The organism is Sphingomonas sp. AAP5 (assembly GCF_004354345.1).
Lineage (GTDB): Bacteria > Pseudomonadota > Alphaproteobacteria > Sphingomonadales > Sphingomonadaceae > Sphingomonas > Sphingomonas glacialis.
Genome location: NZ_CP037913.1, coordinates 1,815,562 through 1,840,814, shown reverse-complemented (window position 1 = coordinate 1,840,814; position 25,253 = coordinate 1,815,562). Strand labels below are relative to the sequence as shown.

The following is a 25,253-nucleotide window of genomic DNA, read 5'->3' as shown; positions in this document are numbered from 1 at the left end:
GGACATCGCTCCGCGGATCGGCGCGCCCGCTCATCTGCAGGGCGACATGTTCGACGCAGTCCTCGCCTTCCTCGACCGGTCAGGCGACCGGATGGAAATGGTGTATCAGCTGGAAAAGCACGACGGTTTCAGCAACTTCGCCGACAAGGACGTGCGCGGCCTGATCTACGAACGAACGGCGGCCGGTGCCGCGATGCTGCGCGACATGCTCTGCCGCGCCTGGGTCGAAAGTGCGGTGCCACCTGCCAAGGTGGCGCCTTCGCCGCTGGACTTCTCCAACCCGCGCTTCGATCCGGAGACCGGCTCTGCCCCGGCCTGACGCCGCTGCAGCGCGCGCAACAGCCGTGCATGGCCCGCATGATCCAGCGTGAAGCGGCGCAGCAGCAGTATCGCCAGCAGCGCACCCGCCAGCGGCACGCCTAGGCCCAGCCCGAGCATGCCGAGATGCACCCCGGTCGGCTGGACTGCACCCGGGACGTAGCCGAGCGCGTCCAGCACCCAGCCGATCGTCGCGGTCGACGCGGCGCCGCTCGACTTCACCAGCACCAGGTAAAAGGCGAACAGCCCCGTCTCGAACCGCCTGCCATTCCGCCACTCGACGATGTCGATCGCGTCGGCGAGGAGCCCCCAGGGCAGCATGAAAACGCTGGCAAAGCCGAAGCCGATCAGCGCGGCGCTGGCCAGCTGCCCGGCCGGCCACGCCAGACACAGGCCGAAAAAGACCAGGCCCGAGGCGCTGACCGCATGGCCCGCCGCGAGCAGCCGGCTCTTGCTGAACCGGTGGGTGAGCGCGGTCCAGCTGAGGACGCCGGCGAGTTGCCCGACGGTCAGCGCCAACAGCAACAGCATCACCGCGCCTGGACGATTGACGACATAGCTGCCCAGATAGATCAGCATGCGGCTGAAGCAGGGCATCGCAAACCCGGTGAGCAGCGCCAGCGCTCCTATCCCCAGCACCATCGGGTCACGTAGCGGCACGGCAATGCCGTCCCCGCGCATCCCCGTCTCCTCAGCGCTACCGCTGCGCCCGCCAGACGCCCAAGCGCACAGTAGCATCGTCACCCCGAAGACGCAGCCGGCGCCGATGCCGGTCATCGCCAGCGCGCCGAAGTGCCGTGCATGGCCCACTTGCTGCACGATCGGCGTAAGGAACCCGGCGATCGCCAGCGCGCTCGCTGTGCTGAACAGGAGGCGGTAGCCGGAGACGCGCCCCCGCGCCCGGCTGTCGCGAGTGAGCTGCGCCATGAGGGCATTGTGCGGCACGTCGACCAGCGCATAGGCGCCGCGGAACACCAGGATCGCCGCCGCCAGCATCCAGGCACGATGAACGCCCAGCGCCGGCATCGCATAGATCAGCGCGAACGCCGCGCCGCAGGGCAGCGCAGCAAACGCGACCGTCCAGCGATAGCCGCGCCCGGCCGCCCGCCAGTGAAGAACTAGCCGTGCCGCCAGCAGATCGAACACCAGATCGCCGAGCACGGCGAACAGCATCAGCCCCGCCGCCTGGGCGCCGCTCAACGCTAATACGTCTGTCAGCAGAAACAGGATCGTCAGATCCGCGCCGCCAAAGACCAGAGCCTTGCCAAAATTGCCGGAAGCGTAGGCGAGCATCCGGCTTTCTGCCGTCATGTTTGAAATCGGTAATGTCTTTCGGACTAACGGAAGCGGCGGGTGTCTTGCCGACGTAACGATTCGAGCACCTACGTGCTGATCATTTCAGTTTAGAGAACCGGTTGCGACGTTTAAGCGGACGAACGACCATTGCCACGGGCCTTCGTTGCCATCCTTTCCCATGGCCTATGAACGAACGGCCGCCTCTGCGGTTTAGCTCTCAAAGGCGGACCGGCCGCTCTTCACCCAGAAAGAGAAAGCGGCTCGGCCCTTGGCGGCCCTCACTGCTTTATTCTGCGAGTTGATCCCACGCGTTCTGGGAGGGAACATCGCCATCATAGTAGCGCGGCCGCTTGTCACGGCGCACCACATCAAGCCGCCGCCCGGTCTTGTCGTATTGAGTGTTGACCCAAGTCGCCTGCTGGAACGCAAACTCAACGAACTGGCTGAGCGCATCGACCTGGTCATCATTTGTTGCGTCCGGAAATCCCAGCAGCTCTTTTCTGAACGCTTCAAGCCATGGTGCAGACGCGGGCGGCAGGAAGTTTCCCGACTGAAGTGGACCGTCGCCTTGGCAAGTCGGTCTTCCTTGCTGCCCCTCGGCGCTGGCGCTCGAATGATGCCGGGCAGCCGGGCCCTTTTCGCCAGCTGGAAGAGTGCGATCCCGATGGGTACCCCTTCGATGAGCAGCGCATCTGCTTTCCATTGCCTATGCCAAGCCAACACGCGATCGGTTGGTTCGTCGAACTGCATTTGCGCCCGGACGACATCAAGAAGGTACCATTTGCCCTGACGTGACCCCCGTTCTTTCCTCCAGTTGGAGCTAGAGTCCGGCCCGAAGAAGGGACGGACAGATGAAGCGGAAGCAGTTTTCGGAAGAGCAGATCATCGGTATCCTGAAGGAGGCCGAGGCGGGCGCGGTGGTGACGGATCTGTGCCGGCGGCACGGCATGTCGAGCGCGACCTATTACGCGTGGAAGGCCAAGTTCGGCGGCCTGGAGGTGTCGGATGCGAAGCGGCTGCGTGCGCTCGAGGATGAGAACGCGCGGCTCAAGCGGCTGCTGGCGGACACGATGCTCGACAACGCAGGTCTGAAGGACCTGCTTTCAAAAAAATGGTGACGCCTGCCGCAAAGCGGGAAGCGGTCGCGCATCTCCAGACGGCGCTAGGGATGAGCGAGCGGCGGGCGTGTGCTGTCGTCGGAGCGGATCGCGCGAGCATGCGGTACCGCTCGTGCCGGGGAGATGATGGCGACCTGCGGTCGCGATTGCGCATATTGGCGCAGCAGCGGCGGCGGTTCGGCTATCGACGGCTGCACATCCTGCTGCGCCGGGACGGCATCACGATCAACCGCAAGAAGACCCAGCGGCTCTACCGCGATGAAGGTCTGACGGTGCGTCGCCGGAAGGGACGAAAGCGCGCCGTCGGCGCACGGGCGCCGGCCCCGGTGCTGGCGCTGCCCAACCAGCGCTGGAGCCTGGACTTCGTGCATGATCAGATGGCCACGGGCCGGCGGTTCCGCATCCTCAACATCGTCGATGACGTGACACGCGAGTGCTTGCGGGCGGTGCTCGACACATCGATCTCAGGCCGGCGGGTCGTGCGCGAGCTGGCCGATCTGATCGTCGAACGCGGCAGGCCGAAGATGATCGTCAGCGACAACGGGACCGAGCTCACCTCGAATGCAGTGCTCGCCTGGTCCGGTGACGCCTGCGTCGAGTGGCATTACATCGCGCCCTGCAAGCCGACGCAGAACGGGTTCGTCGAGAGCTTCAACGGTCGCATGCGCGACGAACTGCTCAACGAGACGCTGTTCTTCACGGTCCGCCAGGCGCGCTCGATTCTCGCGCGCTGGGTCGATGACTACAACACCGAGCGGCCGCACTCCTCGCTCGGCTACGCCACACCGGCGGCCTTCGCCGCCGAACTCGAAAAGCAACGGGCGGGTTTAAACCCGCCCGTTGCTTCGCCCGCGCTCCTGCGCGACAACAATGGCCGGTCTCTGGTTGCGGCTGGATGAAAGACGGGGGTCACGTCAATGTCTACCAAGTGATCGGCGCGAAGCGGCCGATCCATATGCGGCATAGCAAATTCTTAGAGGAAGTTCGTTGTGGTGATGAGCCACAAATGAGGATAAAAACGCTTGTGGAGTATGACGCAGGTGGGGCTGCGCGTATGTCCACCGGCGACCAACCTTTTAGAGACATTGTGCCGGGGTCGCGTCAGGAAACAGTCCACAGATTTATCTGCCACCCTGATCCCGCGAATGCGTTCTACCGGCTCTTCGATGGCAACACACCTGCGAAAGAAGCGATGACGTATTACATCCGTCAGCGGGACTAGCCGCCGCCGGTTCTTTTCCGGTAACCTGCCTGATGTCTCCGCGTCCTGCCACGTCTGCGAGTGTTGTGGGAATATCTGTGAAAACGCTGCAACTCGTTGCACTCAAATCAACGGTATCGTGCCGTTTCTTCGGCGGTAATTGGCGGAGCGGGAGGGATTCGAACCCTCGATACGCTTTTGACGTATACTCACTTTCCAGGCGAGCGCCTTCGACCACTCGGCCACCGCTCCGCATGTCCTGGACAGGAGGGTGGCCCTAGAGCGTCGCTGCCCGCTGTGCAAGCATTCTGCTGCGCGCGACAGGGATTGCCGCCGCCGTGCCGAGCGGGCAGGTTGGCGGGATGCCGATGCTGCTCCCGCTTTTCGCCCTGCTCGCCGCCGCCCAGGCCGCCCCCGCGCCCGCCCCCGCGCCCGCCCCGAAGCCGACCGCGGCGCAGCTCGCCGCCGCCGCTCCGGCGAGTGCCTGGGGCGCGATCGACCCGCAGGATCTGCTGCTGATCGACTTTGCCGACGGACGTCGCAGCGTGATTTGGCTCGCCCCCGCTTTTGCCCCGGTACACGTCGCCAATATCCGCACGATCGCGCGGAGCGGTTGGTGGAAGGACGCGACCGTCTACCGCGTCCAGGACAATTACGTCACGCAATGGGGCGATGCGACCGAGAAGAAGCCGCCTGCCGCCGGGATCGTCCCCAAGCCGCCGGCCGAATATGAATGGGCGTGGGGTGCGCACGGCGTCGCCGTCGACAATCCGTATCGCGATGCCTATGCCACCCGGACCGGCTTTACCCCAAGCGGCTGGGCGGTCGCGGGCGATGGTGCGCGGCAGTGGTTGCCGCATTGCTACGGGATGGTCGGCGTCGCGCGCGACCTTGCGCCTGATACCGGGACAGGGGGCGATCTCTATACCGTGATCGGGCACGCCCCGCGCCATCTCGACCGCAATATCGCGCTGGTCGGGCGCGTGATCGACGGGATGGCGGCGCTCTCGGCCTTGCCGCGCGGGACGGGCGGGGGGCTCGGCCTGTACGAGGATCCCAAGCAACGCGTGCCGATCAAGCGGATTGCGATCGCGGCCGATCTGCCCGCGGAGGACCGGCCGGCGTTTGAATATCTGCGCCCCGACGCGCGCGTCTTCGCAGCGACGCTCGAGGCGCGCGCCAATCGCGGCGGGCCGTTCTTCACGGTGCCCGCGGGTGCGACGGATCTGTGTAACGTTATGGTGCCGGTGCGCGTGGTAGGGCGCTAGGCACCGTCAAGATCGACTGCGCTCGGAAATCTCTAAGCCGCCCGCAGCGCGAACTGTGGAAGCGACGTCATTTCGAGCGTGGCAAGATCAAGCTGCGTTGACGCACGGTCGATATCGATTCCGACAATCGCGCCATCTGCATCGAGATCGATATTGACTCCATCCGCCACTTCGCGCGTCTCGGCACCCGGCACATTGCGCAGTTCGATGTAGAGGCTGTCGGTCTCTGGATAGTAATGCAGCTTCATCACTCAACCTCGCGATAGGTGCGGTCGAAGAAGGCGTTATGCACAGTCTCGCCGTCTTCGAGCGTCACGACGCGCAGAATATAGATTTTGCCGGTGTCGTCCACTATCCGTCGCCAGAGGCGCATGCGGCCGTCGGGCTGAACCGCGCGCTTGAGGGGGTGGTCTAACGTGGCCGCGATCCATTCGCGGCGCAAATAGGGGCGTTTGCGAAGAACTTGTTCCTCGAAATAGCGCGTGGTTCTCATCGATCCCCCAATCGATACTCCAACCTTGTGGCACAGCCCCACCCGAACCCCCTCCCTGAACGGGGGGGGCTTCAGAAACTAAGCCTCGACCGTCACGAACGTATCCATCACGCGTTTGCGCCCGGCGCTCTCGAAGTCGATCTCGAGCTTGTTGCCCTCGATCTCGGCGATCGCGCCATAGCCGAACTTCTGGTGGAACACGCGCATCCCGACCGAAACGTCGGCGCGGCCCTTGTTGCCGAGGCTCACCGCCGAAGCGCGCGATTCCTGGACGCGGCTTGGCTCGCGCGTGAAAGTCCGGTTCGTGTAGCCACCGCCGGGCTTGGCGGAATCGACGCCCGCCGCGCGCTGCCACCCCGGGCCGCGGCCGGTGCCGCGCGCGACGTCGGCAAACGGATCGGCGCGTTCGGACCAATTGGCACGCCACAGGCTCTCGCCGCCCGCCATGCTCGACTCGGCCTCGATATGCTCGGGCGGAAGTTCGCCGACGAAGCGGCTCGGGATGCTGCTCGTCCACTGGCCGTAGATGCGGCGGTTGGCGGCGTGGAGGATGATCGCGCGGCGCCGTGCGCGCGTGATCGCGACATAGGCGAGCCGGCGCTCCTCCTCGAGGCTCTTGGTGCCGCCCTCGTCGAGCGAGCGCTGCGAGGGGAACAGCCCTTCCTCCCAGCCGACCAGGAACACCGTGTCGTATTCGAGGCCCTTGGCGGCGTGGATCGTCATGATCGTGACCTTGGGCTCCTCGGCCGCAGCCTCATTGTCCATCACCAGCGAGACGTGTTCGAGGAAGGCGCCGAGCGTCTCATATTCCTCCATCGCGCGGACGAGTTCGGTGAGGTTCTCGAGGCGCCCGGCGGCCTCGACCGATTTCTCGGCCTGGAGCGCGGCGGTATAGCCGCTTTCGTCGAGGATGATGCGCGCGAGCTCGCCATGCGGCAGCTCGGTGACCTGCGCGCGCCACCGCGCCATGTCGATCACGAGATTGCCGAGCGATTTGCGCGCCGCGCCGCTCAGCTCGTCGGTGTCGAGCAGCCGCGCGGCGGCGGTGACGAGCGGGGCGTTCTGCGCGCGCGCGAGCTGGTGGATCTTGGCGACCGCCTTGTCGCCGAGGCCGCGCTTGGGGACGTTGACGATGCGGTCGAAGGCGAGATCGTCGGCCGGCTGCGCGACGACGCGCAGATAGGCGAGCGCGTCGCGGATCTCGGCGCGCTCGTAGAAGCGGAAACCCCCGACGATGCGATAGTTGATGCCGGTCGCGATGAAGCGGTCCTCGAACTCGCGCGTCTGGTGCTGCGCGCGGACCAGGATGGCGATTTCGTCGAGCGACTTGCCACCGCGTTGCACGCTGTCGATTTCTTCGCCGACGCGGCGCGCTTCCTCGGGGCCGTCCCACACGCCGAGCACCTTGACCTTCTCGCCCGCGTCGAGCTCGGTCCAGAGCTGCTTGCCGAGGCGGCCGCTATTGTTGGCGATCACGCCCGAGGCGGCGCCGAGGATGTGCGGCGTGCTGCGGTAATTTTGCTCCAGCCGGATGATCTTGGCGCCTGGGAAATCCTTTTCGAACTTGAGGATATTCTCGACCTGCGCGCCGCGCCACGAATAGATCGACTGGTCGTCGTCGCCGACACAGGCGATGTTCTTGCGCTCCTGCGCGAGCAGGCGGAGCCAGAGATACTGGACGCTGTTGGTGTCCTGATACTCGTCGACCATGATGTATTTGAAGCGGCGCTGGTAATCGGCGAGCACGTCGCGGTCGCGCTGCAGGATGACGAGCATGTGGAGCAGCAAGTCGCCGAAATCGCAGGCGTTGAGCGCGACCAGGCGCGCCTGATAGGCGGCGTAGAGTTCCTGCCCGCGGCCGTTGGCATAGAGTTCGCTCTCGCCGGCATCGATCTGGGCGGGCGTGAGGCCCTTGTTCTTCCAGCCGTCGATCAGCCCGGCGAGCGAGCGCGCGGGCCAGCGTTTCTCGTCGAGGTCGGCGGCCTGGATCAGCTGTTTCAGCAGGCGCAGCTGATCGTCGGTGTCGAGGATCGTGAAATTGCTCTGCAGCCCGACCAGCTCGGCATGGCGGCGCAGCATCTTCGCGCCGATCGCGTGGAAGGTGCCGAGCCACGGCATCCCCTCGACCACGTCGCCGACGAGCATGCCGACGCGGTGGCGCATCTCGCGCGCGGCCTTGTTGGTGAAGGTGACGCTGAGGATCTCGCTCGGCCAAGCCTTCCGCGTGTTGAGCAGATGCGCGAGCCGCGCGGTAAGCGCGGCGGTCTTGCCGGTGCCCGCGCCGGCGAGGACGAGCACGGGGCCCTCGGTGGTGAGCACGGCGTCGCGCTGTGGCGCGTTGAGGCCGCGCAAATAGGGCGGATCCTGATCGGTAGGGGCGGGGAGACTCATCGGTGAACAGGTAGGGAACGGCGCGCCCGCGGGCAAGCGCTTCCGCTTATTCGGCCGCGAGCGCGGGCGCGTCGATCCTGCCCGCCACCCGCGCGCGGCGCGGTGCGGCGAGCGTGTGCATGACGTCGAGATAGGCGTCGGCGGCATGTTCGACGGTGAACGCCGCGGCGGCGGCGCGCCGGGCCGTGACGACTGCGCGATCGTCGAGCGCGATCGTCGTCATGGCGCGCGCCAGTGCCGCGCAATCGCCCTTCGGCACGATCGCGCCGAAGGCACCGTGATCCAGCAGATCGCGCATGCTGACGCAGCAATCGGTCGCGACGATCGGCAAGCCGGCGGCCAGCGCCTCGATCAGTACGGCGGGGACCCCCTCATAGGTCGAGGACAGCACGAACACGTCGGCCTGCGCCAGCCATTGGTCGAGCGGGTCGGTATGCCCCGGCATGTGCACCGCGCCGGCAATCCCGAGCGACGCCGCAAGTCGTTCGAGGCTCGCGCGTTCGAGGCCCTCGCCAAGGATCGTCAGCGTATCGCCCGGCGTCACGACGCGCGCGAACGCCTCGAGCAGCAGCGCGAAATTCTTCTGCGGTGCAAGCCGACCGACCGCCAGATAATGGCGGCCGGGGCGACCGCGCGATGCCGCATCGCGCGCGGCGGCGAGCCGGGCGAGATCGTCCGCGCACAATGCCGGATCGGGGATGACGCTGATCCGGTCGACCGCGACCCCGGTCCGCTGCGCGATTTCGTCGCGCATCGCGGGCGCCATCGCAACGAAATGGTCGATGTAGCGCCCCTGGATGCGCAGCCAGGTGCGGTAGAATGCGCGCACCGGCGGCGACATGTCGGGGCGCTCGAGGCAGTTGCTGATCTTCGCGACGATCGGCGGGCATTTCCGCCCGAGCAGCAACCGCAGCACGACCGCGAGCGCGGTATAGGTATTGCCCGCGCAGAACAGGATGTCGGGACGCTCCGCCCCGATCATCGCGGGAAGCCCGCGCGCGAGTGCGACGAACCCGGCGAGCTGGCCGGCCGCCGGTCGAACGCCGACTTGTCGCGTCGCGCGCAACGGTTGCGGTGGCGCGACGCGGGCGTCGGCGAGCACCACCTGCGCGTCGAAACCACGCATGCTCCATGCCGCATGCAGCCGTGCCGCAACGCGTTCGACGCCGCCTGGCGCGAAACTGTAGAGATAGGTGAGGATCCGCAGCGGGCCAGCAATCGGTGGATGCTGGAACGGGGCAGGGGGGGGAGCGATCAGCGGAGGCTCGGCAGTATCGACTTGCGCCCTCGCGATAAAAGCCGTGCCCACCCAAATCTCTCCTGCGCCCCCCGGTCGCGTGTAAGCGCTTTAGAGCGCGGCGGCGCGACACGCAAATCGCATTACGCCATGCGCCCGGCATCGCCTACCGGAGCCGACGCTCGCGGTGAATCCTCGAAGTCGTGCCGGGCTACGAGCCGACCATTGCTTGAAATAGCGCGATTTTCCGGGCGCCGGCTCCCGACTCGGCGGCACCGATACGGCACGCGAGCCGCGCGCTGTCATCATACCGTAACAGAACACAGCGAAGGCCATAGCTGACATGGCGACCACCTTTCTCGCGTCCCCCGAATCGGCGACGGACGCATCGCATGGGCCACGGCTCGACCATAAACTGCATCCCGCGGGGCGCTGGATCTTCTTCGGCGTGCTGTTCGCCGGGATCGCCTATGCCGCCTACAGCATCTTCACCGACACCGCGAACGTCGGCGAGGGGCTGGCGCTCGGCACCTTCGCGTTTCTCGGGCTCGCGCTGCTGATCGCGCTGGGGTTCGAATTCGTCAACGGCTTCCACGACACTGCCAATGCCGTCGCCACCGTCATCTATACCCACTCGCTCCCCGCACCCGTTGCGGTGGTGTGGTCGGGATGCTGCAATCTGCTCGGCGTGCTGCTGTCGAGCGGGGCGGTCGCCTATACGATCGTCACGCTGCTGCCGGTCGACCTGATCCTGCATGTCGGCAGCAATGCCGGTTTCGCAATGATCTTCGCGCTGCTGTTCGCTGCGGTGCTGTGGAACCTCGGCACCTGGTATGTCGGGCTTCCCAATTCGTCGAGCCATGCGCTGATCGGCTCGGTGCTCGGCGTCGGCTTCGCCAACCAGCTGATCGCCGCGAACACCGGCGGCACGTCGGGGGTCGATTGGTCGCAAGCGCTCAACGTCTTCAAGGGGCTGTTCTTCAGCCCGCTGATGGGCTTTGCCGGTGCGCTCGCGCTGCTGTGGCTGATGAAGCGCGTCATCCGGAACCCCAAGCTGTATGCCGAGCCCGAGGGCCAGACGCCGCCGCCGCCGGGGATCCGTGCGCTGCTGATCGGCACGTGCACCGCGGTGAGTTTCTTCCACGGCAGCAATGACGGGCAGAAGGGCATGGGCCTCATCATGCTCATCCTGATCGGCTGCGCGCCGACCGCCTATGCGCTCAATCGCACGATGCCCGAGCGCGACATGCCCGCCTTCGTCCAGACCGCCAACCAGGCCGCCGGCGCATTCCGCGCGCATGCTGGCGATGCTCCGGACGGGACGGTGGACGCGGCGCGCACGACGCTGACCAAGGCGCTGCGCGTGCGCGAGGTGCTGTCGCCGCAGGTGTTCGGCGCGATCGATACGCTGTCACGCGACGTCAGCCAGCGCATCGAGGGCTATGGCACGCTGCAGAAGGTGCCGGCCGCGGCGACGCCCAATTTGCGCAACGACATGTATCTCGCGCTCGATACGATCAAGCTCGCGGTCAAGGACAAGGACAAGGCGGCCAAGACCTTCGCGCCGGCCGAGCTGAAATCGATCAACAGCTATGCGACCAATCTCGAGCACGGCACGCGCTACATTCCGTATTGGGTGAAGATCATCGTCGCGATCGCGCTCGGGCTCGGCACGATGATCGGCTGGAAGCGGATCGTCGTCACCGTCGGCGAGCGGATCGGCAAGACGCATCTGACGTACGGCATGGGTGCCGCTGCCGAAATCGTCGCTGCGGCGACGATCGCCGGCGCGGATTTCATCGCGGTCCCGGTGTCGACGACGCACATCCTGACGAGCGGCGTGGCGGGTGCCTCGGTGGCGAATGGCGCCGGGCTGCAGATCACGACGCTGCGCAACATGGCGCTGGCGTGGGTGCTGACGCTGCCCGCGGCAATGGCGCTGTCGGGCGGGCTGTACTGGCTGATGCTGACGCTGTTCGGGCTGTCGCATCACGTTTGAGCTAATCTAAAGCCCCTCCCCTTTAGGGGAGGGGTTGGGGTGGGGCCGTGCCGCGACTCAAACGCTGGCGGTCTCGGTGAGACATGCCCCACCCCCAACCCCTCCCCTGAAGGGGAGGGGCTTATCTGTTCAAGCCCGCCGCAGCAGCGTGATCCGCGCCTTGCCGTGCACGCGCGAAACGTCCTCGACGAACCCCGCCACCTCGACCAGCTCGGCCTTGGCGGTCTCGATGCTGATCCACGTCGCCTCGCCGATCCACCCCAGCCGGTTGAGTTTGTCGAGCGCGACCGCGCCCGCGCCGCTGTCATAGGGCGGGTCCATCACGATCAGATCGAGCGGCTTGGCGGCGAGCCCCAGCGCAAGCACCGACTGCGCGCGCACGTCGGCGCCGATTTCCTTCGCGCCGCCCAATTTGGTCAAGTTCACGCGCAGCGCGTCGAGCGCGGGCTTGTCCTGCTCGACGAAGATGCACGACGCGGCGCCGCGCGACAGCGCCTCGATCCCGAGCGCGCCCGAGCCTGCGAAGAAATCGGCGACCGCCAACTCCTCGAAGCTACCGACGCGGCTGGTGAGCATCGAGAACAGCGCCTCGCGGACGCGGTCGGCAGTCGGGCGAGTCGCTTCGCCCTTGGGCGCGACCAGCGGGCGACCGCGCCATTTTCCGGCAATGATGCGCATCTTACTTCCTGGTCCGGCTCTTGTGGATCTTCACGCGCGCCGGCTTCGACGGCGCGGCGCGCGCCTTGCCCGCGGTGCGCGGCGTCGCCTTGGCGGGCTTGCGCTCGGCGGTCTCGGTCGGCGTGGCGGTGCGGCCCGGCTTGGCGCGGACGTTGCGGCCGAGTTCGGGGCTGAACACCTTCGGCCGCTGGCCCGGCGCGATCGCGCGCGGGGCAACGGGTTCGGTGCCGGCCTTCGGCTTGGCGTCGTAGAAGCGTTTCACCTTGGTGGCCTTGGTCAGCACGACCGGATCGCGGCCGGGCTGCGCCTGGCGCGTCGGTTCGGCGAACGCCGCCTTGTCGGCGCGGTTGGCCGAGGTCTTGGTGATGCGGCGCGCGGGTTGCGGCTTAGGCGTCGGGGCCTTCGGCGCCGAGGGGATCTGCTGCGGACCACGCTGCTCGCGGCGCGGCTTCTCGACCAGCTTGGGGGCTTCGCCGCCGCCTTTTCGCGTCGGATCCTTGCGGAAGCTCACGACGTCGTGCTGCTTGACCTCGCCAATCTCGCCGACCGCGAGATCCCCCAACAGAAACGGGCCGTAGCGCGTACGGATCAGCCGCGAGACCTTGAGCCCGAGATATTCGAGCACGCGGCGCACTTCGCGATTCTTGCCCTCGGTCAGGATCATCTCGATCCACACGTTGGCGCCGGTGCGGCGCTCGAGATTGGCGTTGATCGAGCCGTAGCGAATGCCCTCGATCTCGACGCCGTGGATCAGCTCCTCGAGCTGCTCCTGCGTGATCGGGCCATAGGCGCGCGCACGGTAAGCACGCTCGACGCCCGTCGCGGGGAGTTCGAGCTGACGCTTCAATTCGCCGTCGGTCGTCATGAGGAGCAAGCCCTCGGTGTTGAGATCGAGCCGGCCGACGGGCACGAGCCGCGGCAGATCGTCGGGCAGCTGGTCGTAGATCGTCTGGCGCCCGGCGGGATCGCGCTCGGTGACGAGCAGGCCGGGCGGCTTGTGATAGAGGAACAGCCGTGCAGCGGCTGGCGCGGCGATCGGCTCGCCATCGACGGTCACCCCGGTGAGCGAGTGCAGGATCGTCGCCGGCGTATCGAGCACGACGCCATCGAGCGCGACGCGCCCCTCGGCGATCATGCGTTCGACTTCACGCCGAGACGCGACGCCGGCGCGCGCGAGCAGTTTTGCGATCCTCTGTTCGTCTTTGGGTCGCGTCGAAGGTCGCGGGGGCTCGTTCGAGCGGTCTATTGGGGTAGGGGGCTTGGACACACTCGCCTGATACCCAATTTATCTCATGTTGTGCGCACAAAATAATGTGTGCCCAATCTCGTAGCCGCGCGTTAAGGCTCGGATGCGTAACGAGGGCGGTGCGCGCGCTACCATTGTGGTGGCCCGAGAAAAAAGACGGGTATTTCCTGCGATGCTTTTCGCGAAGAAGAAGCGGCGGATTTCCAACCTCTTGCTTGTCGAAGACGAGCCGTTGGTGGCGTTCGACACCGAGCATTTCCTGCGCGATGCCGAATATTCTGTGGTGGCGACGGTCGACCGCGTCGCCGATGCGCTTGTGGTCATCGGGCGCGAGCGCGAGATCGATCTGGTGTTGGTCGACATCAGTTTGGCCGATGGCAGCGGACTCGACGTCGCGCGCGCGGCGCATGGCGTCGGCGTGCCGGTGCTGTTCGTGACGGGCTCTTGCCCCGAGGGCGGGCGTGAAGTCGCCGCAGGGTGCCTGGCGAAGCCCTATGCGCAGCGTGATTTGCTTGCGGCGATTGCCGCAATCGAAGCCGTGCTCGAGGGGAAGAAGCCCAAGCGGATGCCCAACGGCTTCAGTTTGTTCGTGACCGTAAGCTGATCGCTCGCCCCGGTCCGTGACGGGGTGACGATTGGGAGGTTCCTCCGACGTGATTTACCGCTAGTCTCGCGCTTTAACGAGCAAGGGGCGAGTGACGAATGGATGCGGTGACCGGGCGCGACCCGAATTGGTGGGACGGTGTCCGGCCGTATCTTGAAAAGGCACCGCTCGCCGCGCTGGCATTGGGGATCTCGTCGGGCTTCCCGTTCGCGATGATCGGCGCGACGCTGACGACGCGGCTGGCGCAGAGCGGCATCACCAAGTCGACGGTCACCGCGTTCAGCCTCGCCTTCCTGGTCTACAACCTCAAATGGATCTGGGCGTGGGTCGTCGACGGCGTCCACCTACCGCTGATCGGGCGGCTCGGACAGCGTGTCTCGTGGCTGATCGTCGCCGGGCTGCTGGTGATGGCGGCGGTCGCCAACCTCGCTTTGGTCGATCCAAAGGCTGATATTTACGCGACTGCGATCGCAGCGATCCTGGTCGGCGCGGCGGGCGCGACCTTCGACATCGTGATCGACGCGTATCGCATCGAAATCCTCGAGCCGCGGCAATTGGGCGTCGGCTCGGGCATGTCACAATATGGCTGGCGGCTTGGGTCGGCGGGCGCGGGGGCGCTCGCGTTGGTCGTGGCGGCGCGCTTCGGCTGGTCGAACGCCTATCTGCTGTGCGGCCTGTTCGCGCTTCCCGCGATGATCGCGGGCCTGCTCTACGGCGAGCCCGCGCGGCACCGCGAGCCCGATGCACGCGGCGGGATCGCCAATCTCGGCGCGTCGATCATCGGGCCGTTCGTGCAGTTCTTCCAGCGGCAGGGCGCTTTGCTCGTCTTGCTGTTCATCCTGATCCACAAGATCGGCGACACGCTCGCCAATCTGACCTTCCGACTGCTGTTCGACTCGCTCAAATTCACCAATGACGAGATCGCCTTTTACGACGTGTGGATCGGCTTCCTCGCCTATCTCGTCGGGATCTTCATCGGCGGGTTGATCTATACGCGGCTGGGCATGAAGCGCTCGGTGCTGATTTCGCTCGTGCTGATGATGGTGTCGAACCTCAGCTTTGCCGGGCTGGCGATGGCGGGGCATTCGAACCTCGGCATGGCGGGCGCGATCGGCTTCGAGAATTTCTCGAGCGGGATCGGCGGCGTCACCGTCGTCGCCTATTTCTCGGCGCTGACCAATTCGCGCTTCACCGCGGCGCAATATGCGCTGATCTCGGCGGCGACGAGCATCGTCGGGCGCGCGGTGACGGGCACCACCGCGGGCAGCCTGATCGACGCGATGGGCTATGTGAACTTCTACCTGCTGACGACGGTCGCGGCGCTGCCGGGCGTGCTGCTGTTCTGGTGGATGAGCCGCAAGGGGCTGATCGACGCCTCGGTCGGCGAGACCGAGGATGCGCGACCGGCCGGCTAGCGGCTTCACCCCGTAACCGGTCGCCCGGCATCGGCGAACGCCTGCGCCAGCGCGGTGACGCTGGCGAGCACGCCGTCCGGGCGACGCACGCCGATCAAGTCGCCGAGCAGCAGCCGTGCGGTTTCGGGGGCGGTCTCGGCGCGGGCGACGATCGTCAGGATCGCGGCCTCGGCGCTCGTCATCCGCAGACAGCAGCACGGCGCGATCGCGATCGGGCAAGTCGCGGAATGTGCGAGATCGGCCATCATCGTCCGGAGCAACAGCAAGGGCCGGCGAAACGCTGCGCCAAAGCTGTGAAACAACGCCTGCGCGCCGTGCGCGTCGTTGAGGCCGTTCGCGCCGAGCCGGCGGAATGCGAACAGCAGCAAGCGCGCATTGGGGTCTTCCGGCATCGCATTCGGCAAGCTGGCGGCGAGCGCCGACGGGCGCTGTGCGGGGCTGGGCGAGGGGGCTGGGCTGAGACTCATGAGGGGATGCTCCGTTGCTGAGAGCATCCTCTGGCATTCGCTATTGCAAGTCAATCGCAATAAAAGCGCGTTAGTCTGGCGCCTCGAGATTCGCCGAAAGCGCTTCCCCGGCGAGGTAGAGCGAGCCCAGAATCAGCACGATCGGCGGCTCCGCCGGATCGGCGATCGTCGTGATGTCGCGCAACGCACCCGCAATATCGGCGCTGGTATGGGCTGCGATCCCGAGGTCATGCGCAACCGCGGCGAGCGCAGCGGGCGCGTGATGCTCGTGGTTCGGGACGGGCACCGCGTGAAGCGTCGTCGCCAGTCGCGCGAACGGGGTGAGCAGCCCGACCGGATCCTTGTTCGCGAGCATGCCGAGCACCAGATGCACTTCGCTACGCCCGACGGCGGGATGCGCGATCGCATCGAGTGCGGCTGCGATCGCCTGTGTTGCGGCGGGGTTGTGCCCGCCGTCGAGCCACAGCTGACTGCCTGCTGGAAGCTGGTCGAGCAGCGGGCCGGGGTGGAGCCGCTGCATCCGCGCGGGCCAGTGCGTCGTCTCGGCGGCGATGCGATAGGCGTCGGCTGGGATCGCAAGCGTGGATTGATGCCGCAGCAGCGCTATGGCGAGCGCAAGGTTCTCGGGCTGGTGCGGGCCCGCCATGCGCGGGAGCGGGGTTTCGATCGTCCCATTGGCGTCGGTATAGATCAGGCGATCGCTTTCCACCGTGAAGTGCCAGTCGTCGCCCGCGGGCGCTGGCTTGGCTCCGGCCGTCCGCGCGACCGCAGCGACGCGTGTTGCGATCGGCGCGGGATAGCGCATCGTGACGAGCGGAACACCCGACTTGGCGATCCCGGCCTTTTCGCCCGCGATCTCCCCGAGCGTTTCACCGAGAAAGCTCTGATGATCGATCCCGAGTTGCGCGATCCCGGTGACGATCGGCGCCGGCACCACGTTGGTCGCATCGAGTCGGCCGCCAAGCCCGACCTCGATGATGCACACGTCGGCGGGCGTGCGGCTGAAGGCGAGGAAGGCGGCGGCGGTGGTGACTTCGAAGAAGCTCGCCGTCAGGTCGGCGGCGTGATCGAGCACTTCGGCGAGCAAGGTCGCGAGGGCATCGTCGGTGATGAGGGTGCCGGCGAGGCGGATCCGCTCGTTGAAGCGGACCAGATGCGGGCTGGTGTAGACGTGCGCGGTAAGCCCCGACGCTTCGATCGCCGAACGCAGGAACGCGCAGGTCGAGCCTTTGCCGTTCGTGCCCGCGACATGGATCACCGGGGGCAGGCGGTGGTGCGGATTACCGAGTCGGTCGAGCAGCGCCGTGATGCGCTCGAGCCCAAGGATGTCGGCGCCGGGGGAAAGCGACCAGAGCCGGTCGAGCTGGGCTTGGACCGCTGAGTCGGTGGAAGTTGCGTGATCGGGCATTTCAACTCCTCCACTCCCGCTTGCGGGAGGGGGTAGGGGGTGGGCGCGCGCTATCAGCAAACGATACGCGCGTTGAGAGCGCTAGCCCACCCCGGCAGGCGTAGCGCGCGTGCATAGCGCGCCAACCCCCCGGCCCCTCCCGCAAGCGGGAGGGGCGTTGGTTGCGCTACGCAGCGATCTTCGCGCCGCACAGATAGTCGATCAGGCTCGCCAGCGTCGCGCGCAGGTCGCGGCGATGCTTGACCATGTCGATCATGCCATGCTCGAGCAGGTATTCCGCGCGCTGGAAGCCGTCGGGCAGCTTCTCGCGTATCGTCTGCTCGATCACGCGCTGGCCGGCGAAACCGATCAAGGCGCCGGGCTCGGCGATCTGGACGTCGCCGAGCATCGCATAGCTCGCGGTCACGCCGCCCGTCGTCGGATCGGTCAGCACGACCATATAGGGCAGTCCGGCATCGTGCAGCATCGCGATCGCCACCGTCGCGCGCGGCATCTGCATCAGGCTGAGAATGCCTTCCTGCATCCGCGCGCCGCCGGCGGCGGTGAAGATGATGTACGGGCAATTCTCCTGGATCGCGGTCTCGACGCCGCGGATGAACGCCTCGCCGACCGCAAGCCCCATCGATCCGCCCATGAAGGCGAAGTCCTGGACGCCGATCACCGCCTTGCGGCCTTCGATCGTCCCGCGCGCCGTGATCAGTGCGTCGCCCTCCGACGTCGCGACGCGCGCGGCCTTGATCCGGTCGACATAGCGCTTGGTGTCGCGGAACTTGAGCGGGTCGTCGGGCACTTTGGGGAGCGGCACGATCGTGTAGCTGCCCTTGTCGAACACATATTCGAAGCGCAGCAGCGGCCCGATGCGATCATGATGGTCGCAATGCGGGCAGACGTGGAGATTGTCCTCGAGCTCCTTGTGGAACGTCATCGTCCCGCAGCTCTTGCACTTGTGCCACAGATTGTCGGGCGTCTCTTTCTTGACGGGGACGACATAGGCCAGTGCGTTGCGGACGCTGGTGAGCCAGCTCATGCGGGAACTCCTTCGCGGGCGGTGCGGATCGCCGCCGACAGGGACTGGATATAGGCGCGCACGGCGTGCGGAGCGGCCGCGCCATGCTCGGCGACGAGTTCGACGATCGCCGAGCCGACGACGACGCCGTCGGCGACCTTGGCGATCGCGGCGGCCTGTTCGGGCGTGCGCACGCCGAAGCCGACCGCGACGGGAAGATCGGTATGCGCCTTGAGCCGCTTGACCGCTTCGTCGATCGAGGTCTGCGCCGCCTGTTGCAGCCCGGTGATGCCGGCGACCGAGACGTAATAGAGGAAGCCGTTCGCGCCATCGAGCACGACGGGGAGGCGGGCAGCGTCGGTGGTCGGCGTGGCGAGGCGGATCGGCGCGATGCCCTTGGCGCGCAGCGCGGGGCCGAGCTCGGGATCTTCCTCGGGCGGGATGTCGACGCAGATCACGCCGTCGACGCCGGCGGCGTGCGCGGCGTCAGCGAACCACGCGCCGCCACGGATCGTCATCGGATTGGCATAGCCCATCAGGACCAGCGGGGTATCCGGGTGGCGCGCGCGGAAGTCGGTCGCGATCGCGAGGATGTCGGCGGTGCGCGTGCCGGCGAGCAAGCTGCGGATGTTCGCCGCCTGGATCGCGGGGCCATCGGCCATCGGATCGGTGAACGGCATGCCGAGCTCGATCACGTCGGCGCCGCCCTCGACGAGCGCGTCGAGGATCGCAGGCGTCGGGCCGTCACCCGCGGTGACGAAGGTGACGAGCGCGGGGTGGCCCTTGGCGAAGGCGGCGGCGAGGCGGTTACTCATCGGTCGTCACTCCGGCCTTGTGCCGGGGTCCACTGTGCAGCGAGCGCAACGCAAGAGTGTCGGACTGGGGAGTTTGCGGCTTGGTGGACCCCGGCACAAGGCCGGGGTGACGATGCCTTCTGGACGGCGCTCATAGCGCCACCCCGAGCGCCTCGGCGACGGTGAAGATGTCCTTGTCGCCGCGCCCGCACAGGTTCGCGAGGATGATCTGGTCGCGGTCCATTTCGCGCGCGCGCTTCGCCACCGCGGCGATGGCGTGGGATGGTTCCAAAGCGGGGATGATGCCCTCGGTGCGGCACAGCAGCTGGAACGCATCGAGCGCCTCGGTGTCGGTGATCGAGGTGTATTCGACGCGGCCGATCGAGTGCAGCCAGCTGTGCTCGGGGCCAATGCCCGGATAATCGAGCCCGGCCGAGATCGAGTGCGCCTCGGTGATCTGGCCGTCCTCGTCCTGCAGCAGATAGGTCTTGTTGCCGTGGAGGATGCCCGGCGCGCCGCCGGCGAGCGACGCCGCATGCTCCTTGTCGAGCCCGCGACCCGCCGCTTCGACGCCGAGCATCGCCACGTCGCTATCGTCGAGGAAGGGGTGGAACAGCCCGATCGCGTTCGACCCGCCGCCGATCGCCGCGACGAGCATGTCGGGCAGGCGGTTGATCCGCGAGAGCATCTGCGCGCGTGCCTCGATGCCGATCACGCTTTGGAAATCGCGGACCATCTCAGGGTATGGATGCGGGCCGGCAGCGGTGCCGATGATGTAGAAAGTGTCGTGGACGTTGGCGACCCAGTCGCGCATGCCCTCGTTCATCGCATCCTTGAGCGAATGCGATCCGCTCGTCACCGGGCGGACTTCGGCGCCGAGCAGCTTCATGCGGAACACGTTGGAGGCCTGCCGCTCGATGTCCTTGGCGCCCATGTAGATGATGCACGGCAGGCCGAAGCGCGCGCAGACCGTCGCGGTGGCGACGCCGTGCTGGCCAGCGCCCGTCTCGGCGATGATCCGCGTCTTGCCCATGCGCATCGCGAGCAGGATCTGCCCGATGCAATTGTTGATCTTGTGCGCGCCGGTGTGATTGAGCTCGTCGCGTTTGAACCAGATTTGCGCGCCTTTGCCCTCGGGCGCGGATTCGCGCAGCGCTTCGGTCAAGCGCTCGGCGTAATAGAGCGGGCTCGGGCGACCGACATAATGTTCGAGCAGATCGTCGAACTGCGCCTTGAAGGCCGGGTCGGCCTTGGCGGCGCGATAGGCGGTGTCGAGCTCGAGCACGAGCGGCATCAGCGTCTCGGCGACATAGCGGCCGCCGAAGTCACCGAAATGGCCGCGCTCGTCTGGCTGGGTGCGGAAGGAGTTGGGAGCGTTCATGCCGTGCCGTTTAGCACCTGGCGCGGGCGTGTCGAGCCGGGTGCGGCGTAAAGCCCTCTCCCGCCTTCGCGGGGGAGGTTTTGGTGAGGGTCTTTTTCTTGAGGCGGGGTGCGCGGCCGAAGAAAGAAGACAGAAGACCCTCACCCAACCCTCTCCCATGAAGGATGGGAGAGGGCTTCAAGATTAGAGGTCGTTTACCGCCTGTAGGAACGCGCGGATTTTCGTGACATCCTTGATCCCCGGGGCGCTTTCGACGCCCGAGGAGACGTCGACCAGCGTCGCGCCGGTCATCGCCACCGCCTCGCGCAGATTGACCGGATCGAGCCCGCCCGACAGCAACCATGGCAAGGGATGCCGGAAGCCCTCGAGCAAGCTCCAGTCGAACCGCACGCCCATCCCGCCGGGAAGCGCGGCACCGGGCGGCGTCTTGGCATCGTAGAGGATCCGATCGGCGACGCCGCCAAAGTTTGCCGCCTCCGCCAAATCGGCGCGCGTCCGCACCGCGACCGCGCTCCACAGCGGCAGGCCGGTCCGCGCCTTGATCGCGGCGCTGCGCGCAGCCGGGGTTTTGTGGAGTTGCAGAACGTCGAGATGCCCAGCCGCGATCGCGCGGTCGAGCAACGCGTCATCAGGGTCGACGAACACCCCGACACGCTGGACATGCGCTGGCACGCGCGCCGCGAGTTGTGCGGCACGATCGCGCGATAGCGTACGGGGCGACGGCGCATAGAACACGAATCCGACATGGCTCGCGCCGCCGTCGATCGCGGCGTCGAGCGTTTCGGGGGTCGAGAGACCACAGATTTTCGCGCTGATCTGCATGACGGTTCGACGGTTCCTCAGCGCTTGCTCAGAGCGTCGCTGCGATCGCGCGCGCGGCCGCGTCGGGATCCTCGGCTTGCGTCAGCGGGCGACCGATCACCAGGATCGACGCGCCCGCGTCGATCGCTGCGCGCGGGGTGACGACGCGCTTCTGGTCACCGACCACGCCGTCGGCGGGCCGTACACCTGGCACGACGAAGAAACCTTTGGGCCAGAATCTATGTGCGGCGGCGACTTCCTCGCCCGAACAGACCACGCCATCGACACCCGAGTCGCGCGCGAGTTCGGTCAAGCGCAGGACCTGTTCGTGCGGATCGCCCATGCAGCCGATCGACTTGAGATCGGTTCCGTCGAGGCTCGTCAGCGTCGTCACCGCGACCACCTTGGTGCCGGCAGGCGCCGCCGCCTTGGCATCCTCGAGCATGGCGCGTCCACCGGCGGCATGGACCGTGAGGATCGCCGGCGCGAGATCGCGCAGCGCCATGATCGCCTTGGCGACGGTGTTGGGAATGTCGTGGAGCTTGAGGTCGAGGAAGATCGGCAAGCCGAGCTCGGCCATGTCGCGCACGCCGGCGCGGCCATTGGCCATGAAGAATTCGAGCCCGAGCTTGATCCCGCCGACATGGTGGCGAAGCTTGCCCGCCATTGCGTGCGCCTTGGCGAGATCGGGCGTGTCGAGCGCGACGTAGATGCGGTTGCTCATGCCGGGTCGACCGGATGGACGACGACGAAGGATTCGGGGCTGAGCGTCGAGACCGGCACGGGTGCCGCGGTGACGCGCAGATCGTGCAGCGCACGCTCGGCTGCGGTGAGGCGGTTGCGCAGGCGCCAGCGCAACGTCGAATGCCACAGCAGCGTCGGCACGAGCCCGGCGAGGAAGGTCAGCAGCAGCAGCAGCGGCAAATTGACCAGCGCTTCCATCCCGCCCCACAATTTGATCGGCACGCTGGTCCAATTGCCGAGCGTGAAGACCGCCGCAATGAAGGCGAGAAGACACCAGAAGAGGATTTTGAGGAACTGCATGACGGCAGCGTAATGGCAATGCGGTGGGTTGCCAACCTGCCGCGTCGTTTGCCGCCTCAGCCGATCTCGCGGCGCAGCGTCTCGAACAGGCCGGGGACCGCGGTCAGCTTCTCGGCTTCCTCGTCGAGGATCGCGAGGAACGCCGCGCGCTTGATCGCGGCGGTGCGTCCAGCCTTGAGCGTCATGCCCGGTTCGAGCGCTGACAGGACGATGTCGATCATCCTTTCGGCGCCGTGCAGCCGGCCCCACAGATAGTCGTTCTCACGATAGGCGCGACTGAAGAACGCACCGAAGCTGTTGAACTGGATGCCCTTCAAACTCGCTTCGGCGCCGCCGCTGCGGATGCTCGCGGCATCGTCGGGACAGATCCGATCGACCTTGATCGGGTCGAATTCGTCGAGCCCTTCGCCCTGCAGCAGCGGCAGCGTCGCGACATCGAAATAGGGGAAGCCGAGATAGGTCAAGAGGATCGGCCGCTTGATCTCGCGACTGAGCCCGGCGAACGCCGCTGCCAGGCGCGCCTCGGTGCGGCTGTCGAGCGCCTTCAAGTCCATCGCCGTGCCCAGCGCGTCGAGCAACGGTCCGGCATCGCCGCGCAAGCCCTGCACCGCGTCGCGCAACGCGCCGTAGCGGTCGGTCCGCTTGCGCTCGAGATATTCGGCAAGGCTTTCGTAGATCGCCTCGCGGATCCCGGAGAGTTCGGCCTCGGGCTGGTCGCCTTCGAGATCGGTGATGCGGCGCGCGAGCAGGCGCAGCCGACGCAAGCGAAAGCCCAGGTCGAAGGTGCGCAGGAAACCGATCGTCGCGCGGCTCGCTCCGCCGGCAAGGCTCGATTGCATATCGTCGAACCCGCGCGCGCTCACCGCCTCGGCGATATGTCCGCGGATCCGCCGCCAATGCTGCCCGCCGGGCTCGCCGCCGGCATGGTACAGCAAGTCGGTGATCGCCTCGACCACGCCGTTGATCTTGAGATGGCCGTACGCGGCATAGCCATAGCCCGCGCTCTTGGCGGCGGCGGCTTGCGCGCGGCGGCGCCATGTCGCGAGCCGTGCCGCGGTCGGCGAATCGAGGAACAGCGTGTAGCCAAACAGCGCCTCGACTTGCTTTTCGACCTCGGGCCGGATCCCCGCGATGATCGCACGCATGCGCTCGATCTGGCGCGAGCGCGTGGCAATCTCCTCGAGATTGTCGCGGATCGGCTGCGCGCGCGGCAATTCGGTGACCGCGCCGAGGATCGTCTGGAAGAAGCCCGGGACTTCGCTCCGCGTCGCACCGAACACCAGCGCGCCGCGCGGGTTGGGGTCGATATAGACGAAGCGCCGATCGACCTGGCGGCGCGCCGGACGCTCGCGCAGCGCTTCGATCGCGGGGCGGAACGGCGCGTTGTTGAGCACCGAGCCATCGATCAGCACCGCGCTTTCGGCGGCGTTCACGGCAAATTGCCGCGGCAGGATGCGCTTGAGGAAGGCGGCGCGGCCCGGCCAGCTGGCCTTGCGCGTCTCGAGCACGCGGTCGAGCTCGCCGACCATGAAAGGCGGGAAGGCCCCCGGAAAGCTCGACGTCGCGCGCCCGGCAAAGGCGAGCTCGGCGGGGTCGGCGAGCGTCTCGCCGGCGATGCCGTGGTCGCTGAACGGGACGATCACGCGGTGCTCGGTTTCGACCACTTCGGGTGGCGAATTGAGCGTCAGCCGTTCGGGATGGCCACGGAAGTCGGTGACGGTGACGAACAGGTCGAGCGGCTGACCCGGGGGGAGCAGGCGCGGTTCGCGCGGTGAGGCGGCCATCGCTGCGAGCGCATCGAGGATCAGCCCGGTGAAACGCTCGCCGCCAAACGGCGGTTCGAACCAGCGCGAGCGGATGAAATGCGAAAGCTTGGCGCGGACTTCCTCGCGCTCGCCGGGCTCGACGGTCTGGTCGATATCCTCGCCATCGCGGCGCCCCGCCATCCAGGCGAGCGGCAGCGCCCAGACCTTGGTGAAGCGGTGCGTCGGCGCTTGCTTGGGATCGACCAGCGCCTCGATATCGGCCGAATCGAGCCAGAGCTGGGTGAGCGGTTCGAGGCTTTGGCCAGTGCTGATCGCCTGGCCCAGAAAGATGCCGTTGATCCCGCCCGCACTCGCGCCGGCGATGATGTCGACGAGCACGCGCAGCTTGAGCCCGGTCTCGGCCTCGATTTCTTCGAACAAGGCGAAATAGACCGCTTCGCTGCCCGTCGCCGCAGCCGAGTCGCCCGCGTGGAAGGCGCGGCTGGCCCGCGCGAGCCGCCAGATTTCCTTGGTGATGCCGTGCATGTAGACGGCAAGGCTGATGCCGCCATAGCAGACGAGCGCGAGGCGAAGTTCCTTCTCGCGCATCACTCGGGGTCCAGCACCGCCCAGATCGGCAGATGATCCGAGGCGCGGCGGGCGATCACGCTGGCATGCACGCCGTAATCGACGACGCGAAAGCCGCGCGTCATGATCCGGTCGAGTCGCCCGACCGGGCGGCGGGCATGGAAGCTCGGGCCGGTCGGGACGCTCGGATAGTCGCGTCCGAAATCGTGCAGGCATCCGCCGGCCGGGGTCCATTCGTTGAGATCGCCCATCAACACCGTCGGCAGGCGTGCGGGGCATCCGTCGATATGCGCGAGGATCGCGCGCGCCTGTTTGCGGCGCCACAGCCCCGACAGATCGAGATGCATCCCCAGCACGCGGATCGGCGTGCCGTTCGCGACGACATCGGCACGGATCGCGCCGCGCGGCTCGAGCGCCGGGATATGCAGCGTCGCACAGCTGTGCACCGCGGCCTCCTTGCGAACGAGCAATGCGTTGCCGTGAAACCCCATGCTCGCGCGGTCATGGCCAATCTGGATCGCGCGCCACGGGCTATGCTCGTCCATCAGACGCTGCGGGATGATGCGCGCCTTGGTGCCGAAGCGGCGATCGGCCTCCTGCAACGCGATCACGTCTCCGCCGATCTCGTGCAGCACGTCGAGGATGCGCTGCGGGTCGCGCTGCCGATCGAGCCCGATGCCCTTGTGGATGTTGTAGCTGACGACCTTGATCATGCGTCGGCTGTTCGCAGGGCCTGACCGATCGAACGCTGGTGA

Annotated in this window: 23 protein-coding genes and 1 tRNA gene; 6 read left to right on the top strand and 18 right to left on the bottom strand. The window is 66.9% G+C overall.

The annotated features are described in order from the left end of the window. Window positions 1-165: 165 nt before the first annotated feature. Window positions 166-1,629 (bottom strand): MFS transporter, encoded by a 1,464-nt coding sequence (locus tag E2E30_RS08470; RefSeq protein WP_240699078.1) that lies wholly within the window; start codon window positions 1,627-1,629, stop codon window positions 166-168. A 501-nt stretch (window positions 1,630-2,130) separates the two neighbouring features. On the opposite strand from E2E30_RS08470, the gene E2E30_RS08465 reads away from it, so the two are divergent. Then, entirely contained in the window at window positions 2,131-2,409 is a 279-nt protein-coding gene (locus E2E30_RS08465) for a hypothetical protein (RefSeq protein WP_133189008.1), read from the top strand. A 56-nt stretch (window positions 2,410-2,465) separates the two neighbouring features. Continuing rightward, window positions 2,466-3,631, top strand: a protein-coding gene (locus tag E2E30_RS08460; RefSeq protein ID WP_443018398.1) for an IS3 family transposase whose coding sequence is annotated in 2 segments (ribosomal slippage) — window positions 2,466-2,718 and window positions 2,718-3,631 — 1,167 coding nt in all. Because the reading frame shifts where the segments join, the coding sequence is not laid out codon by codon here. A 463-nt stretch (window positions 3,632-4,094) separates the two neighbouring features. On the opposite strand, the gene E2E30_RS08450 is transcribed toward E2E30_RS08460, so the two are convergent. Further along, a tRNA-Ser gene (locus E2E30_RS08450) sits at window positions 4,095-4,185 on the bottom strand. A 110-nt stretch (window positions 4,186-4,295) separates the two neighbouring features. Between E2E30_RS08450 and E2E30_RS08445 the strand changes: the two genes are divergently transcribed. Beyond that, complete coding sequence (locus E2E30_RS08445) at window positions 4,296-5,201, top strand: peptidylprolyl isomerase (protein ID WP_206365666.1); 906 nt, start codon at window positions 4,296-4,298, stop codon at window positions 5,199-5,201. Window positions 5,202-5,233: 32 nt separating this feature from the next. On the opposite strand, the gene E2E30_RS08440 is transcribed toward E2E30_RS08445, so the two are convergent. The 4 genes from E2E30_RS08440 to E2E30_RS08425 all read right to left on the bottom strand — a co-directional run bounded on the left by E2E30_RS08440 (window position 5,234) and on the right by E2E30_RS08425 (window position 9,394). Continuing rightward, a complete protein-coding gene (locus tag E2E30_RS08440; protein WP_133189000.1) occupies window positions 5,234-5,449 on the bottom strand; it encodes a DUF2283 domain-containing protein in 216 nt (71 codons plus the stop codon). Next, window positions 5,449-5,694 (bottom strand): hypothetical protein, encoded by a 246-nt coding sequence (locus E2E30_RS08435; RefSeq protein ID WP_133188998.1) that lies wholly within the window; start codon window positions 5,692-5,694, stop codon window positions 5,449-5,451. The genes E2E30_RS08440 and E2E30_RS08435 overlap by 1 nt, the downstream gene beginning before the upstream one ends. Before the next feature lie 78 nt (window positions 5,695-5,772). Continuing rightward, window positions 5,773-8,085 carry an ATP-dependent helicase gene (locus E2E30_RS08430; protein ID WP_133188996.1) on the bottom strand — a complete coding sequence of 771 codons (2,313 nt, stop codon included), beginning with the start codon at window positions 8,083-8,085 and terminating at the stop codon, window positions 5,773-5,775. A 46-nt stretch (window positions 8,086-8,131) separates the two neighbouring features. Beyond that, the gene (locus tag E2E30_RS08425; protein ID WP_240699077.1) at window positions 8,132-9,394 is read right to left on the bottom strand and encodes a glycosyltransferase; all 1,263 of its coding nucleotides are present in this window, start codon (window positions 9,392-9,394) and stop codon (window positions 8,132-8,134) included. A gap of 271 nt (window positions 9,395-9,665) precedes the next feature. Here E2E30_RS08425 and E2E30_RS08420 point away from each other — a divergent pair, with 271 nt between their 5' ends. Then, window positions 9,666-11,321 carry an inorganic phosphate transporter gene (locus E2E30_RS08420; RefSeq protein ID WP_133188994.1) on the top strand — a complete coding sequence of 552 codons (1,656 nt, stop codon included), beginning with the start codon at window positions 9,666-9,668 and terminating at the stop codon, window positions 11,319-11,321. Between the two features lie 129 nt (window positions 11,322-11,450). Here the strand turns inward: E2E30_RS08420 and rsmD are convergent, their stop codons facing one another. Then, window positions 11,451-11,999: a 16S rRNA (guanine(966)-N(2))-methyltransferase RsmD gene (rsmD, locus tag E2E30_RS08415; RefSeq protein WP_133188992.1), complete on the bottom strand. Its 549-nt coding sequence runs from the start codon at window positions 11,997-11,999 to the stop codon at window positions 11,451-11,453. A gap of 1 nt (window position 12,000) precedes the next feature. After that, complete coding sequence (locus E2E30_RS08410; RefSeq protein WP_240699076.1) at window positions 12,001-13,134, bottom strand: pseudouridine synthase; 1,134 nt, start codon at window positions 13,132-13,134, stop codon at window positions 12,001-12,003. Window positions 13,135-13,417: 283 nt separating this feature from the next. On the opposite strand from E2E30_RS08410, the gene E2E30_RS08405 reads away from it, so the two are divergent. After that, window positions 13,418-13,849, top strand: a complete 432-nt coding sequence (locus E2E30_RS08405) for a response regulator (RefSeq protein WP_133188990.1) — start codon at window positions 13,418-13,420, stop codon at window positions 13,847-13,849. 98 nt (window positions 13,850-13,947) lie between these two features. After that, window positions 13,948-15,264 carry an AmpG family muropeptide MFS transporter gene (locus E2E30_RS08400; protein WP_133188988.1) on the top strand — a complete coding sequence of 439 codons (1,317 nt, stop codon included), beginning with the start codon at window positions 13,948-13,950 and terminating at the stop codon, window positions 15,262-15,264. Window positions 15,265-15,269: 5 nt separating this feature from the next. On the opposite strand, the gene E2E30_RS08395 is transcribed toward E2E30_RS08400, so the two are convergent. The 10 genes from E2E30_RS08395 to E2E30_RS08350 all read right to left on the bottom strand — a co-directional run bounded on the left by E2E30_RS08395 (window position 15,270) and on the right by E2E30_RS08350 (window position 25,211). Next, the gene (locus E2E30_RS08395) at window positions 15,270-15,731 is read right to left on the bottom strand and encodes a DUF6628 family protein (RefSeq protein WP_133188986.1); all 462 of its coding nucleotides are present in this window, start codon (window positions 15,729-15,731) and stop codon (window positions 15,270-15,272) included. 70 nt (window positions 15,732-15,801) lie between these two features. Then, window positions 15,802-17,139, bottom strand: a complete 1,338-nt coding sequence (locus tag E2E30_RS08390; RefSeq protein WP_133188984.1) for a bifunctional folylpolyglutamate synthase/dihydrofolate synthase — start codon at window positions 17,137-17,139, stop codon at window positions 15,802-15,804. Between the two features lie 166 nt (window positions 17,140-17,305). After that, on the bottom strand, window positions 17,306-18,166 hold the full coding sequence (gene accD, locus E2E30_RS08385) for an acetyl-CoA carboxylase, carboxyltransferase subunit beta (protein WP_133188982.1): 861 nt from the start codon (window positions 18,164-18,166) through the stop codon (window positions 17,306-17,308). Next, window positions 18,163-18,960 (bottom strand): tryptophan synthase subunit alpha, encoded by a 798-nt coding sequence (gene trpA / locus E2E30_RS08380; protein ID WP_133188981.1) that lies wholly within the window; start codon window positions 18,958-18,960, stop codon window positions 18,163-18,165. Before trpA ends, accD begins: the two co-directional genes overlap by 4 nt. Window positions 18,961-19,090: 130 nt before the next feature. After that, window positions 19,091-20,320, bottom strand: a complete 1,230-nt coding sequence (gene trpB / locus E2E30_RS08375) for a tryptophan synthase subunit beta (RefSeq protein WP_133188979.1) — start codon at window positions 20,318-20,320, stop codon at window positions 19,091-19,093. A gap of 183 nt (window positions 20,321-20,503) precedes the next feature. Then, window positions 20,504-21,142, bottom strand: a complete 639-nt coding sequence (locus E2E30_RS08370) for a phosphoribosylanthranilate isomerase (RefSeq protein WP_133188977.1) — start codon at window positions 21,140-21,142, stop codon at window positions 20,504-20,506. A 28-nt stretch (window positions 21,143-21,170) separates the two neighbouring features. Beyond that, on the bottom strand, window positions 21,171-21,845 hold the full coding sequence (pyrF, locus tag E2E30_RS08365) for an orotidine-5'-phosphate decarboxylase (protein ID WP_133188975.1): 675 nt from the start codon (window positions 21,843-21,845) through the stop codon (window positions 21,171-21,173). Next, a complete protein-coding gene (locus E2E30_RS08360; protein ID WP_133188973.1) occupies window positions 21,842-22,165 on the bottom strand; it encodes a hypothetical protein in 324 nt (107 codons plus the stop codon). Before E2E30_RS08360 ends, pyrF begins: the two co-directional genes overlap by 4 nt. A 56-nt stretch (window positions 22,166-22,221) precedes the next feature. Then, complete coding sequence (locus E2E30_RS08355) at window positions 22,222-24,519, bottom strand: patatin-like protein (RefSeq protein ID WP_206365665.1); 2,298 nt, start codon at window positions 24,517-24,519, stop codon at window positions 22,222-22,224. Beyond that, window positions 24,519-25,211: an endonuclease/exonuclease/phosphatase family protein gene (locus tag E2E30_RS08350; protein WP_133188969.1), complete on the bottom strand. Its 693-nt coding sequence runs from the start codon at window positions 25,209-25,211 to the stop codon at window positions 24,519-24,521. The genes E2E30_RS08355 and E2E30_RS08350 overlap by 1 nt, the downstream gene beginning before the upstream one ends. Window positions 25,212-25,253: the final 42 nt, after the last annotated feature.

Coding starts and splice junctions, on each gene's coding strand:
- E2E30_RS08470 (WP_240699078.1), bottom strand. CDS start 1,629: ATGACGGCAGAAAGCCGGATGCTCGCCTACGCTTCCGGCAATTTTGGC.
- E2E30_RS08465 (WP_133189008.1), top strand. CDS start 2,131: ATGGTGCAGACGCGGGCGGCAGGAAGTTTCCCGACTGAAGTGGACCGT.
- E2E30_RS08445 (WP_206365666.1), top strand. CDS start 4,296: ATGCCGATGCTGCTCCCGCTTTTCGCCCTGCTCGCCGCCGCCCAGGCC.
- E2E30_RS08440 (WP_133189000.1), bottom strand. CDS start 5,449: ATGAAGCTGCATTACTATCCAGAGACCGACAGCCTCTACATCGAACTG.
- E2E30_RS08435 (WP_133188998.1), bottom strand. CDS start 5,694: ATGAGAACCACGCGCTATTTCGAGGAACAAGTTCTTCGCAAACGCCCC.
- E2E30_RS08430 (WP_133188996.1), bottom strand. CDS start 8,085: ATGAGTCTCCCCGCCCCTACCGATCAGGATCCGCCCTATTTGCGCGGC.
- E2E30_RS08420 (WP_133188994.1), top strand. CDS start 9,666: ATGGCGACCACCTTTCTCGCGTCCCCCGAATCGGCGACGGACGCATCG.
- rsmD (WP_133188992.1), bottom strand. CDS start 11,999: ATGCGCATCATTGCCGGAAAATGGCGCGGTCGCCCGCTGGTCGCGCCC.
- E2E30_RS08410 (WP_240699076.1), bottom strand. CDS start 13,134: ATGATCGCCGAGGGGCGCGTCGCGCTCGATGGCGTCGTGCTCGATACG.
- E2E30_RS08405 (WP_133188990.1), top strand. CDS start 13,418: ATGCTTTTCGCGAAGAAGAAGCGGCGGATTTCCAACCTCTTGCTTGTC.
- E2E30_RS08400 (WP_133188988.1), top strand. CDS start 13,948: ATGGATGCGGTGACCGGGCGCGACCCGAATTGGTGGGACGGTGTCCGG.
- E2E30_RS08395 (WP_133188986.1), bottom strand. CDS start 15,731: ATGAGTCTCAGCCCAGCCCCCTCGCCCAGCCCCGCACAGCGCCCGTCG.
- E2E30_RS08390 (WP_133188984.1), bottom strand. CDS start 17,139: ATGCCCGATCACGCAACTTCCACCGACTCAGCGGTCCAAGCCCAGCTC.
- accD (WP_133188982.1), bottom strand. CDS start 18,166: ATGAGCTGGCTCACCAGCGTCCGCAACGCACTGGCCTATGTCGTCCCC.
- trpA (WP_133188981.1), bottom strand. CDS start 18,960: ATGAGTAACCGCCTCGCCGCCGCCTTCGCCAAGGGCCACCCCGCGCTC.
- trpB (WP_133188979.1), bottom strand. CDS start 20,320: ATGAACGCTCCCAACTCCTTCCGCACCCAGCCAGACGAGCGCGGCCAT.
- E2E30_RS08370 (WP_133188977.1), bottom strand. CDS start 21,142: ATGCAGATCAGCGCGAAAATCTGTGGTCTCTCGACCCCCGAAACGCTC.
- pyrF (WP_133188975.1), bottom strand. CDS start 21,845: ATGAGCAACCGCATCTACGTCGCGCTCGACACGCCCGATCTCGCCAAG.
- E2E30_RS08360 (WP_133188973.1), bottom strand. CDS start 22,165: ATGCAGTTCCTCAAAATCCTCTTCTGGTGTCTTCTCGCCTTCATTGCG.
- E2E30_RS08355 (WP_206365665.1), bottom strand. CDS start 24,519: ATGCGCGAGAAGGAACTTCGCCTCGCGCTCGTCTGCTATGGCGGCATC.
- E2E30_RS08350 (WP_133188969.1), bottom strand. CDS start 25,211: ATGATCAAGGTCGTCAGCTACAACATCCACAAGGGCATCGGGCTCGAT.